The sequence below is a fragment of the Nonomuraea sp. AD125B genome (genome assembly GCF_041402765.1).
GTDB classification, from domain to species: domain Bacteria; phylum Actinomycetota; class Actinomycetes; order Streptosporangiales; family Streptosporangiaceae; genus Nonomuraea; species Nonomuraea bangladeshensis.
The window spans coordinates 41,433-53,707 of the sequence record NZ_JBGLOU010000010.1 but is presented as its reverse complement, the minus strand read 5'-3'; the positions used below and the strand labels follow the sequence as shown (position 1 = coordinate 53,707).

At 72.6% G+C, this 12,275-nt stretch carries 10 protein-coding genes; 1 reads left to right on the top strand and 9 read right to left on the bottom strand.

The window, feature by feature from the left end:
* Positions 1–91: 91 nt before the first annotated feature.
* From ACBR40_RS25870 to ACBR40_RS25830, 9 genes are all read right to left on the bottom strand, one after another.
* Complete coding sequence (locus ACBR40_RS25870) at positions 92–964, bottom strand: aldehyde dehydrogenase family protein (RefSeq protein WP_371250408.1); 873 nt, start codon at positions 962–964, stop codon at positions 92–94.
* On the bottom strand, positions 957–2,378 hold the full coding sequence (locus ACBR40_RS25865; protein ID WP_371250621.1) for an aldehyde dehydrogenase family protein: 1,422 nt from the start codon (positions 2,376–2,378) through the stop codon (positions 957–959). The genes ACBR40_RS25870 and ACBR40_RS25865 overlap by 8 nt, the downstream gene beginning before the upstream one ends.
* Before the next feature lie 14 nt (positions 2,379–2,392).
* Positions 2,393–3,313 carry a deoxyribose-phosphate aldolase gene (gene deoC, locus ACBR40_RS25860; RefSeq protein ID WP_371250407.1) on the bottom strand — a complete coding sequence of 307 codons (921 nt, stop codon included), beginning with the start codon at positions 3,311–3,313 and terminating at the stop codon, positions 2,393–2,395.
* On the bottom strand, positions 3,306–4,304 hold the full coding sequence (locus tag ACBR40_RS25855; protein WP_344206349.1) for an ABC transporter permease: 999 nt from the start codon (positions 4,302–4,304) through the stop codon (positions 3,306–3,308). The genes deoC and ACBR40_RS25855 overlap by 8 nt, the downstream gene beginning before the upstream one ends.
* Complete coding sequence (locus ACBR40_RS25850) at positions 4,301–5,797, bottom strand: sugar ABC transporter ATP-binding protein (RefSeq protein WP_371250406.1); 1,497 nt, start codon at positions 5,795–5,797, stop codon at positions 4,301–4,303. The genes ACBR40_RS25855 and ACBR40_RS25850 overlap by 4 nt, the downstream gene beginning before the upstream one ends.
* On the bottom strand, positions 5,794–6,729 hold the full coding sequence (locus tag ACBR40_RS25845; protein ID WP_344206347.1) for a sugar-binding transcriptional regulator: 936 nt from the start codon (positions 6,727–6,729) through the stop codon (positions 5,794–5,796). Before ACBR40_RS25845 ends, ACBR40_RS25850 begins: the two co-directional genes overlap by 4 nt.
* Positions 6,719–8,227, bottom strand: a complete 1,509-nt coding sequence (locus ACBR40_RS25840; protein WP_371250405.1) for a ribulokinase — start codon at positions 8,225–8,227, stop codon at positions 6,719–6,721. Before ACBR40_RS25840 ends, ACBR40_RS25845 begins: the two co-directional genes overlap by 11 nt.
* Before the next feature lie 2 nt (positions 8,228–8,229).
* Positions 8,230–9,294 carry a galactitol-1-phosphate 5-dehydrogenase gene (locus ACBR40_RS25835; protein WP_344206345.1) on the bottom strand — a complete coding sequence of 355 codons (1,065 nt, stop codon included), beginning with the start codon at positions 9,292–9,294 and terminating at the stop codon, positions 8,230–8,232.
* A 66-nt stretch (positions 9,295–9,360) separates the two neighbouring features.
* Positions 9,361–10,350, bottom strand: coding sequence for a substrate-binding domain-containing protein (locus ACBR40_RS25830; protein WP_344206344.1), 990 nt, complete (start codon positions 10,348–10,350; stop codon positions 9,361–9,363).
* Between the two features lie 309 nt (positions 10,351–10,659).
* Between ACBR40_RS25830 and ACBR40_RS25825 the strand changes: the two genes are divergently transcribed.
* On the top strand, positions 10,660–12,249 hold the full coding sequence (locus ACBR40_RS25825) for a pectate lyase (RefSeq protein ID WP_371250404.1): 1,590 nt from the start codon (positions 10,660–10,662) through the stop codon (positions 12,247–12,249).
* Positions 12,250–12,275: the final 26 nt, after the last annotated feature.

Sequence of the window (12,275 nt, the reverse complement as noted above, 5' to 3'; positions counted from 1 at the left end):
CCCGGCCGCGTCCGTGCCGTCCCAGGCGATCCACCGCTCATGACCCCCGCCGCCATCCCCCGTAAGGCACGGGGGATGGCGTTGAGGGCGGTCAGCGGCCGATCGGGTGCCAGACGGTCTTGATCTCCAGGAAGGGGCGGACGCGGGCGAGCCCGGGGTCGGCGTCCGTCCAGTCGTCCTCGGGCCCGGGCCGCAGGACGCGCTTGAGCGTGGTCGCCGCCAGCTCCTCCAGCTCGCCCGCGAGGCCGCCCGCGCCCGCGAGATCCAGCGCGTTCACGTCGGCGTGCCCGGCGAGCGGCGGGGCCAGCTCGGCGAGGCGGCCGGTCAGGATGTTGGCCACGCCGCCCGGCAGGTCGGAGGTGGCGAGGGCCTCGGCGAGCGTGACCGCGGGCAGCGGGGCGCGCTCGTCGGCGACCAGCACCGCCGTGTTCCCCGACGTGATCACCGGGGCGAGCACGGAGACCAGCCCGAGCAGCGAGGAGCCGGCGGGCGCGAGCACGCCCACGACGCCGGTCGGCTCCGGCTCGGAGAGGTTGAAGAACGGGCCCGCCACCGGGTTCGCGCCGCCCACCACCTGGCTGATCTTGTCGGCCCAGCCGGCGTAGTAGACCCACCGGTCCACGGCGGCCGACACCAGCTCCTGGGCCCGCGCCGCGCTCACGCCGTCGGCCGCGGCGACCTCGGCGGCGAACTGCTCGCGCCGCCCCTCCATCATCTCGGCGACGCGGTAGAGGATCTGGCCCCGGTTGTAGGCGGTGCGGCCCGACCAGCCGGGGAACGCCTTGCGCGCCGCCACCACGGCGTCGCGCACATCCTTGCGCGAGGCCAGCGCGGCGTTGGCGAGGTGGGATCCGTCCGCCGACGTCACGGGGTAGGACCTCCCTGATTCCGAGCGCGGGAACGCGCCGCCGACATAGAGCTTGTACGTCCTGCGCACCGCGATGCGCGGCGGGGTCTCAGCCAAGGTAGGCCTCCAATCCGAGCAGCCCGCCCTCGCGGCCGTACCCGGACTCCTTGTAGCCGCCGAAGGGACTGGCGGGATCGAACACGTTGAAGGTGTTGGACCAGACGACGCCGGCGCGCAGCCGGCTCGCGGTCCAGAGCATGAGGGAGCCCTTCTCCGTCCAGACGCCGGCCGACAGCCCGTACGGCGTGTTGTTCGCCTTGGCGACGGCCTCCTCCGGCGTGCGGAAGGTGAGCACCGACAGGACCGGCCCGAAGATCTCCTCGCGGGCGATCCGGTGCGCCTGCGTGACCCCGGTGAACACGGTGGGACGGAACCAGTAGCCGCGCTCGGGCAGCGGGCAGGACGGCGACCAGCCCGTGGCGCCCTCGGCCTCGCCGGCGGCGGCCAGCTCGCGGATCCTGGCGAGCTGCGCGGCCGAGTTGATCGCCCCGATGTCGGTGTTCTTGTCCAGGGGGTCGCCCAGGCGCAGCAGCTCGATGCGGGCGCGCAGCCGCGGCAGCAGCTCCTCGGCGATCGACTCCTGCACCAGCAGCCGCGAGCCGGCGCAGCAGACGTGGCCCTGGTTGAAGAAGATGCCGGACACGATGCCCTCGACGGCCTGGTCGATGGCCGCGTCGTCGTAGACGATGTTGGCGCCCTTGCCGCCGAGCTCCAGCGTGAGCCGCTTGCGGGTGCCCGCGACGGCGCGGGCGATCTGCCGGCCCACCTCGGTCGAGCCGGTGAAGGCCACCTTGTCGGCCTCGGGGTGGGAGACGACGGCCCGGCCGGTGTCGCCGGCGCCGGTCACGATGTTCACGACGCCGGGCGGCAGGCCGGCCTCCTGGCAGATCTCGGCGAACGCGAGCGCCGTCAGCGGCGTGGTCTCGGCCGGCTTGAGCACGACCGTGTTGCCGGCGGCCAGGGCGGGCGCGACCTTCCACGCGAGCATGAGCAGCGGGAAGTTCCACGGGATGACCTGCGCGGCCACGCCGAGCGGCCTGGTGCCGAGGCCGGTGTGCGCGAGCTTGTCGGCCCAGCCGGCGTAGTAGAAGAAGTGCTGCGCGACGAGCGGCAGGTCGACGTCGCGGGTCTCCTTGATCGGTTTGCCGTTGTCGAGCGACTCCAGCACGGCCAGCTCGCGGGCGCGCTCCTGGATGATGCGCGCGATGCGGAACAGGTACTTGCCGCGTTCGGCGCCCGGCAGCCGCGACCACACCCGGTCGAAGGCGCGGCGGGCGGCGGCGAAGGCGCGGTCCACGTCGGCGTCGCCGGCGGCGGCCACCTCCGACAGCGGCTCCTCGTCGGCCGGGTTGACGGTGACGATGCGCGCGTCGCTCTCGGCCGCGACGAACTCGCCGTCGATGAACAGGTCGTACGACGGCCGGATGGACACGATGGCTCGTGACTCCGGCGCGGGCGCGTACTCGAAGATCTCCACGCCTCTCCCTAGTCGATGGTGTAGTAGTCGGGCCCGGAGTACTGGCCGGTGCCGAGCTTGGTCCGCTGCATGAGCAGGTCGTTCAGCAGCGTCGAGGCGCCCAGCCGGAACCACGCGGGGTCCAGCCAGTCGTCCCCGGCGATCTCCTTGACCAGCACGAGGTAGCGGATGGCGTCCTTGGTGGTGCGGATGCCGCCGGCCGGCTTAACGCCGGCCTGCCGGCCGGTGGCGGCGCGGTAGTCGCGCACGGCCTCCAGCATCACCAGCGTGACCGGCAGGGTGGCGGCGGGGGCGACCTTGCCGGTCGAGGTCTTGATGAAGTCGGCCCCGGCGTGCAGCGCCAGCCACGACGCGCGGCGCACGTTGTCGTAGGTGACCAGCTCGCCGGTCTCCAGGATGACCTTCAGGTGCGCCTCGCCGCACTGCTCCTTGACGGCGACGATCTCGTCGAAGACCTTGGCGTAGTCGCCCGCCAGGAACGCTCCACGGTCGATGACCATGTCGATCTCGCTCGCCCCCGCCGCGACCGCGGAGGCCGTGTCGCTCAGCTTGACCTCCAGCGACGTACGCCCGGCGGGGAAGCCGGTGGCGACCGAGGCGAGCTCGACGTTGGTGCCGGCCAGCGCCCGCGCCGCCGTCGGGATCATGTCGGGGTAGACGCAGAGCGCGGCGACCGACGGCACGCTCGGGTCGGCCGGGTCGGGGCGCACGGCCTTGGCGGCCAGCGCGCGTACCTTGCCGGGGGTGTCGGACCCTTCGAGCGTGGTGAGGTCGACCATGCGGATGGCGAGGTCGATGGCCTGCCGCTTGGCCGTGGTCTTGATCGACCGGGTGGCCAGGCCGGCGGCCCGCCGCTGGACGCCGACCTCGTCGACGCCCGGCAGTCCGTGCAGATAGGCCCGCAACGAGCCGGGGATGGTGTCAGGCACGAGCGCCACGCCTCTCGATGAGCAGGTTGAGTACGAGGGCGACCAGCAGGATGAGGCCGGTCACCACCATCTGGAAGAAGGAGCCGAGGCCGAGCAGGTTGCACAGGTTGCGCAGCACCGACAGCAGCAGCACCGCGACGAACGTGCCGAACACCCCGCCCCGGCCGCCGAACAGGTTCGTGCCGCCGAGCACGACGGCCGCGATCGCGTCCAGCTCCAGCCCGTTGAACGCGGTGGGCTGGCCCACGGTCAGCCGGGAGGTGAGCAGCACCCCGGCCAGCGCGGCCAGGCCGCCCGACACGGCGAACACGGTCGTGATCACGCCGCGTACGGGCAGGCCGGACAGCCGGGCGGCCTCCTTGTTGCTGCCGACGGCGTAGACGTACTCGCCGAAGGTGGTGCCGCGCAGCACCACGGCGGCGAGCACGGTGATCACCACGAAGATGACGCCGACGATCGGCACGTAGCCGATGAACCCGCCGCCGAGGAGCTGGAACCCCTCCGAGCCGCCCGCCTCGGCGGGCTTGCCGTCGGTCAGCAGGTACGTGAGCCCGCGCACCGCCGTCAGCCCCGCCAGCGTCGTCATGAACGACGGCAGCGTCAGGTACGCCGACAGCCCGCCCATGAACGCGCCGAACGCCGCGCCGGCCGCCACGCTGATGAGGATGGCCGGCAGCACGGGCACGCCCGACCCCATGAGCAGCGCGATCGTCATGCCGCCGAAGGCGGCCACGCTGCCCACGGACAGGTCGATGCCGGCCGTGAGCACGACCATGGTCATGCCGATGGCCACGATCCCGGTGAGCGAGGACTGCTGGAGCAGGTTGGCGATGTTGCGGCCGGTCAGGAACTGCGGCGCGAGCAGCGAGGCGACCACGCACAGGCCGAGGAAGACCAGCAGCAGGTTGGACTTGACGATCAGGTCGGCGCCACGGCGGGCGCGGGGGCGGCCTTCCTGGGTGGCGGTGTCGGCCACGGTGGAAGCTGTCATGGTGCGGCTCCTGTGATGACGGTGTGCGCGATGACGTTCTCGGGGCTGACCCGGGGGTCGAAGTGCGCGACGTTGCGGCCCTCGTACAGGACCTCGATCCGGTCGGCGTTGGCGGTCAGCTCGTTCAGCTCACTGCTGGCGAGCAGGACGGCCACGCCCTGGTCGGCCAGGTGGCGCACCTGGCGGTAGAGGTCGGCCTTGGCGCCGACGTCGAGGCCGCGGGTGGGCTCGTCCAGCAGCAGGACCCTGATCCCGCCGCGGGTGATCCACTTGGCCAGCACGACCTTCTGCTGGTTGCCGCCGGAGAGCTGGCCGACGAGCTGGCCGGGGCCGGACGCCTTGACGCCGAGGTCGGCGAGCGACGGCGCGGTCAGCCGGCGGCCGGTCCTGCCGGGCAGCAGCCACGGCGGCCTGCCGAGCGCGCCGATGGCGGCGTTGCGGCTCACGGACAGGCCCAGCATGAGGCCCTGTTCCTTGCGGCTCTCCGGCACCAGGGCGAGGCCGGCGCGGACGGCGGCGGCCGGGCTGGTGGCCTTGAGCGGGCGGCCGTCCAGCCGGGCGTCCACCTGGGCCTTGAGGTCGCCGAACAGGGCGCGCAGCAGGGTGGTGCGGCCCGCGCCGCCGAGCCCGGCCAGCCCGACGACCTCGCCGGGCCGTACGTCGAGGTCGCGTACGTCGAGCAGCCCCGGCACGTGCGCCCGTTCGACGCGGAGCAGCGGCTCGCCCTGCGGGGCGGGCCGGTCGGTCGCGCCCACGAGCTCACCGGCCTCGCCGATCATGGCGGCGACGAGCTCGTCCGGGCCGGTCGAGGCCAGGTCGTAGACGCCGACCGCGCGGCCGTCCCGCAGCACCGTGGCCCGGTCGCCGATCTCCATGACCTCGTCCATGCGGTGCGAGATGAAGATCACCGACCGGCCCTCGGCGGTGAGCGACCTGATGACCTCGAACACGGCCAGCAGCTCGCTCTCGCCGAGCGTCGCCGACGGCTCGTCCATGACGATCACGCGGGCGTCGGCCGTCAGCGCCTTGGCGATGGCGGTGAGCTGCTGCGAGGCGATCGGCAGGTCGCCGACGCGGGCGGTCACCGGGAAGCTCGCGCCCACCCGGTCGAGCGCCGCGCGGGCCAGCTTGGCGCGCTGCCCCCGCCGGACGAACGGGCCGAGCGCGGGCGCCCGGCCCAGCAGCAGGTTCTGCGCCACGGTGAGGTCGGGCAGCAGGTCGAGCTCCTGGTAGATCACGGCGATGCCGGCCGCCAGCCCGGCGTGCGGGGTGGCTGGCGCGTACGGCTGCCCGTCCAGCAGGATCGTGCCCTCGTCAGGACGGTACGACCCCGCGAGGATCTTCATGAGCGTGCTCTTGCCCGCGCCGTTCTCGCCGAGCAGGCAGTGCACCTCGCCGGGCCGCACGCTCAGCTCGACGCCGTCGAGGGCGACGGTGCCGGGGAACCGTTTGACGATCCCCGTCATGCGCAGGCGTTCCGTGGTGGCCGTCATGCCGCCTCCAGCAGGTGTCGGGCGTTCTGGTCGTCGGTGATGAGCACGTCGCACAGCCCGCTCGACACCACCGCCCGGCACACCGCCCGCTTGGCCGTGCCGCTGACCAGCGCCACCGAGGTGGTGGCCGAGCGCAGCACGTCCAGGGACAGGCCGAGGGTGCGGCCGTCGAGGTCGGGGTCGACGATCTGCCCGCGCGCGTCGATGAAGCGGCCGAGCACGTCGCCCACCGCGCCGGCCCGCGCGAGCCGGGCCAGGTCGCCCGCGTCGATCTGGCCGGAGTCCACCAGCACCGAGTCGCTGCCCATGCCGCCGGGGCTGTAGAGGAACAGGTCGGCCCGGGTGGCGAGGGCCAGCACGTCGGCGACGGCCCGGTCGCTCTCCAGCACCGCGCGGGTGCTCTGCTGCTGGAGTATCGCCGGCGCGGCCAGCAGCGTGGCGGTGCCGCCGCCGCGGTGGGCGATCGTGCTGGCCATGCTGTGCGCGCTGGTCGGCTGCCGCGAACGGCTGAGCGCGCCGTTGATCTGCACCACGTGGACGCCGTTGGCCCAGCCACGGGTCAGCGCCTCGGCCAGCCGGTCCAGGGTGCGGCCCCACGACACGCCGATCAGGCGGGGCGCGGGCCGCATCTCCATGAGGTGGTCGGCGCCGGCCGCGCCCACCCGGTCGCGGATCTGCTCGGGGTCGCCGTCCACCGAGACCACGACGGCGTCGCGGAGCCCGTACCGCTCCTTGATCGCCTGCTCCAGCGAGCGCACCCGGGAGCGCGGGTGCAGCACCTCGATGCGCACGATGCCGGCCTCGCGCGCCTCGGCCAGCATCCGGCCCACCTTCCAGCGGGTCAGGTGCAGGGCGTGCGCGATCTGCTCCTGGGTCTCGCCGTCCTCGTAGTAGCGCACGGCCACCTGGTAGAGCTGCTCGTCATCGCTCATGGCGGGCTCCGCTCAGCTTGTGGGAGATGCCCGTCGTCGCGGCCGTGGCCTCCAGGTAGTCGGCGTAGCCGGCCCGGTACGCCTGCGCGTGCGCGGCGTCCGGTTCGACGGTGCGGCACTTGGGCGCGTACGCGGCCGCCGCCTCCGCCAGGGAGGCGTGCCGCCCGGTGCCTGCGGCGGCCAGCACCGAGCAGGCCCGCAGCGTCAGGTTGTCCCCGGTGACCAGGTGGACCGGGCGGCCGAGCACGTCGGCGGTGGTCCGCAGCCACAGCTCGTTGTGCTGGATGCCGCCCGAGACGAAGATCTCCTCCACGGGGACGCCGCCGGCGGTGAAGGAGTCGATGACCTGGCGGGTGCCGTACGCGACGCCCTCCACGGCCGCCCGGTAGACCTGCTCGGGGGTGCTGGCCAGGGTGAGGCCCAGCACCGCGCCCCTCAGCCGCGGGTCACGCAGCGGGGTCCTGTTGCCCATGAAGTAGTCGAGCACGATCAGGCCGTGCTCGACCGGCGGCACTTCCGCCGCCGCCTTGATGAGCCCGCCGATCTCGGCGCGGGGGCGGCCGATGAGTTTCTCGCCGGTCCAGGCGAGGACCGAGCCGGCGCTCACCTGCCCGCCCTCGACCAGCCAGCGCCCGGTGCGCAGCGCGTCCGGGTACGGCCCCCACACCGTGGGCGGGAAGACCGGCTCGGTGATCTCGGTGACGAAGGCGTTGGAGGTGCCGCAGACGATCGACACCTGGCCCTCGTGGCCGCCGCCGATCGCCAGCAGCGACAGGTGGGCGTCGATCCCGCCGGACACCACCGTGGCCGGTCCTGCGACGCCCAGCTCCTCGCGGGCGGCCGCGGCGAGCGGCCCGACGGGGTCGCCGACGGGCACGATCTCGTCGGGGAGCTTGGCGGCCAGGTCGGCGACGCCGAGCCGCTCGTACAGGTCGTGCGGGAAGCCGGCGCCGCGCGGGTCGTAGTTGCTCTTGCAGACCGCGTTCATGCGCGAGCCGGCCCAGCGGCCGGTGAGCCGCCACACCATGTAGTCGACGGCCTCGACGATCCGCGCGGCCGCCCGGTAGGTCTCCGGCTCGTGCCTGGCCAGCCACATCGCCTTGGGCACCAGCCACTCGACGGCGTCGCTGCCGCCCGCGTAGCGGAGGACCGGGTGGCCGGTCCGCGCGGTCAGCTCCGACTCCTCGCCGGCCCGGCCGTCCATCCACAGCAGCGCCGGGCGCAGCGGGCGGCCCCGCTCGTCGAGCACGGCCACCGTCGAGGCGGTGGTCGCCACGGCGACGCCCTCGACCTGCGGGCCGCCGGCCTCGGCGAGCGCCTGCCTGGCGGCGGACACGCTCGCCCGCCACCAGTCGTCCGGGTCCTGTTCGGCCCAGCCCGGCCTGGGGAAGCGGGTCGGGTACCGCTCGGCGCCCGACCCCAGCAGCGCCCCGTCTGCGCCGTAGACCGCCGCGCGGGCGCCTTCGGTCCCCAGATCGAGGGCGAGGAAGCCAGCCATGCTCACTCCTCGTTCGGCAGGAAGAGAACCTTGGAGCTGAAAATGGAACGTTCCCCGAGAGCCGCCATGGTCTCCGGCAGGGCGTCCAGCCCCAGCTCGTGCGTGATCATGAACTTCCACGCCAGCTCGCCCGAGGCCAGCGCGCGGGCCGCGACCCGCCACTCCTCACCGGGGAACGGCGCGGAGAAGGAGTTCCAGGCGCCGTGCAGGGTCACCTCGCGGCGCAGGAACGAGCTGAACGTGGCCTTCGGCAGCACCACGGGGTCGTGCGGGATGCCGATGAACACCGCCTCGCCGTGCCGGGCCGTCAGCGCCACCGCCTGGTCCACCGTGGCGGGCACGCCGGCCGACTCGATCACGATGTCGTAGCCGTCGCCGGCCACCTCGTCGGCGGCCTCGGCGGCGGTCGCGGTGCGGGTCGCGCCCGCCTCCACCGCCATGGCGGCCTTCTGCTCGTTCAGCTCGACGACCAGCACGTCGGAGGCCCCGGCGAGCCTCGCCCACTGGACGGCGAACAGCCCGATCGGGCCCGCGCCCACCACCGCCACCCGGCGGCCGCCGCGCATCTTCGTCCGCCAGAGGGCGTGCAGGGCGATCGCCGCCGGGTCCAGCATGGCCGCGGCCCGGGGGTCGAGGTCGGCCGGCAGGACCATGAGGTTCTCGTCGGGGACGGTGACGTACTGGGCGTACGCGCCGTCGCGGCGGCTGCCGAAGTAGCCGTAGTTCTTGCACAGGCTGAAGTGGCCCTGGCTGCAGGGCTCACAGACCTTGCAGGGGATCAGCGGGGGGACCGTGACGAGGTCGCCCTCGCGTACCCGGCCCTTGGCGGCCAGACGGTCGCCGAGCCGGACGACGTGTCCCGAGAACTCGTGGCCGCAGATGATCGGGAAGTGGTAGGCCACTCCCGGGTGCAGCATGCGTGCGATGTCCGATCCGCACACCCCGCAGGCCGCCACCCGCACGAGCGCCTCGTCCGGGCCGGGCTCGGGGACGGGCACCTGCTCGACCCTGATGTCGCCCGGGGCGTGGAGCACCGCCGCCTGCATGGTTTCCGCCGTCTGGAACAACCGTCTCGCCTTCCTACTGTCGATTGCCTGGGTCCTGGGCGCCCGGGTCGCGGGCGCCTCGGGCCCCTATTTCGTGGATGCCTGGGCGAACTCGCCCTCGCCGACGAACCCGGCCGCGTTGGCCTTGTCGATCAGCTCGGTGCCCGCGTCGATGGAGGCCTCGACCTGCTCGCCCTTCTGGACCTTGAGCACGGTCTCGATGGCCTTCGAGCCCAGGGAGATGGGGTCGTTGAGCGCGGTGGCGACGTACTGGCCGTCCGGGATCTGCTTGACCGCCTCCATGAGGCCGTCGACGCCGGAGACCAGGACGTCGTCCTTGCCGTTCTCCTTGAGGACCTGCAGCGCGCCGAGCGCCATGTCGTCGTTGTGCGCGTACACGGCGGCGACGTCGGGGTGCACCTGGAGCAGGTCCTGCATCGCGGTGACCGCCTTGGAGCGGACGTAGTCCGAGTACGGCCCCTCGACGATCTTGATCTTGTCGTTGCCCGCGACGGCCTCGTGGAAGCCGGCGCTGCGGTCGCGCGCGACCGCGCCGCCCGCGTCGCCGCGGATCTCGATGACCTTGCCGCCCTTGTCGCCGAGCGCCTCGCTCAGGCGCTTGCCGACGAGCGCGCCCATCGCCTTGTTGTCGCGCCCGACGTGGGCGACCGCGCCTTCGGGGACCGGCCGGTCCACGGTCACGACCTGCACGCCGGCCGCCTTGGCCGCGGCGATGCCCGGCTGCACGCCCTGGGGGTCGACCGGGTTGACGAGCAGCACGTCGACCTGGCGGGTGATCAGGTCCTGGATGTCGTTGTTCTGCTTGGTCACGTCGCCGCCCGCGTCGGCGAAGTAGAGCGTGGCGCCCGCCTCCTTGGCGGCGGCCTCCGCGCCCTCGCGCAGTTGCACGTAGAAGGGGGACTGCTGGGTCGCCTGGCTGAAGCCGATGGCGACGGGGCCGGCGGACTTCTGGTCGCCCGCTTCGGCGGACCCGCCGGGGTTCGAGGACACCGAGCAGGCGCTCAGCGCGGTGACCAGGAGGAGAGCGGGGATTGTGAGCAGCCGAAACTTACTCATAGGGGCCTCCGTATGTGACGTAGGTAACGCACCGTAAGTCGTGAATTAACCTCAGTGCAACACTTGAGCCGAAGATTGCTCATATGAGCAGAGTTGGGGCCCTTGCCCTGTTCGTCCGTTGACGGTCACAGGCGTTTTCGCAGGTCACAGCCGCATCACCGATCGTACGCGAGGAGCGTGATGAAAGTTTCAGGGCGCATTGACACCTAGGAAAGCGCTTTCCTACGGTGTGGGGGCGATGCGCACGCGCTGGGGGGACCCGGACGCAGGCCCGACGGGCCTGCCGGACCAGCAAGGAGTTCGGCTGTGATGAGCAAGTTCGACAGGAGGGCCGTGGCCGCCCGTGGACCGAGGACGAGACGGGCGGTCGCGGCACGGCTCGCGGCCGCGCTGGCCGCGGTGACCGCCGCGGCCGCCGTCGGCGCGGCCCTGCCGGGCCTCCAGGCGTCGGCGGCGACCGGCACCGTCACCGGCTACGCCGCCGTCAACGGCGGCACCACCGGCGGCGCGGGCGGGCAGACGGTGCGCGCCACCACGGGCACCGCGATCCACCAGGCCCTGTGCAACCGGGCCAGCAGCAGCACCCCGATCACCATCCAGGTCGAGGGGACCATCAACCACGGCAACACCGCCAAGGTGTCGGGCGGAAGCTGCAACACCGCCGCCGGCGTGATCGAGCTCAAGCAGATCAGCAACGTCACGATCGTCGGGGTCGGCGGCGGGGCCGTCTTCGACCAGCTGGGCATCCACATCCGCGAGGCCAGCAACATCATCATCCAGAACGTGACCGTCAGGAACGTCAAGAAGTCCGGCTCCCCCACCTCCAACGGCGGCGACGCCATCGGCATGGAGAGCGACGTCCGCAACGTGTGGGTCGACCACGTCACGCTGGAGGCGTCGGGCGGCGAGTCGGAGGGCTTCGACGGCCTGTTCGACATGAAGGACAACGTCCAGTACGTGACGCTGTCGTACAGCACCCTGCGCAACTCCGGCCGCGGCGGGCTCATCGGCTCCAGCGAGAGCGACCGCTCCAACGGCTACGTCACCTTCCACCACAACCTGTACGAGAACATCGACTCCCGCACCCCGCTGCTGCGCGGCGGCATCGCCCACATCTACAACAACCACTACGTGAGCCTGCACGAGTCCGGCATCAACTCCCGCGCCGGCGGCCGCGCCAAGGTGGAGAACAACTACTTCGAGGACTCCAAGGACGTCCTCGGCACCTTCTACACCAGCGAGGCCGGCTACTGGCAGGTCGCGGGCAACATCTTCGACAACGTGACCTGGTCGAGCCCCGGCAGCGAGAACAACCCGGCCGGGCCGAACGTGCAGTCCAACACCTCCGTCAGCGTCCCCTACTCCTACGGCCTGGACCCGGCGAGCTGCGTGCCGGACGTCGTGCGGCGGACGGCGGGCGCCAACAAGGGCCTGCAGGTGTCGAACGGCAGCTGCACGCCCCAGTCCCCCACGGCCTCACCCACGTCGTCCCCGACGTCCAACCCCACGACGACCCCGACCACGTCGCCCGGCGGGACCAACCTCAGCATCGGGGCCGGCTCCGACGGCTCCAGCAAGGCGAGCGGCACGAGCTACGGCAACGTGCGCGACGGCGACCTGAGCACGTACTGGTCGCCGTCCGGCTCGACCGGCGACATCTCGATCAAGTGGGGCTCGGCCACGACGGTCTCCAGGGTCGTCATCCGTGAGGCGGCCGGCTCCTCGGGCGCCATCGGCTCCTGGCAGCTCCTCAACGCCGGCACCGGCGCGGTGCTGAAGTCGGGCAGCGGCGCGGGCACCATCACCTTCACCGCGACCCCGCTCACCAAGATCACCTTCAGGATCACCGGCGCGTCCGGCACCCCGAAGGTCGCCGAGTTCGAGACCTACGCCTCGTGAGGCGACCGGCCGGGGCGCGACACCGT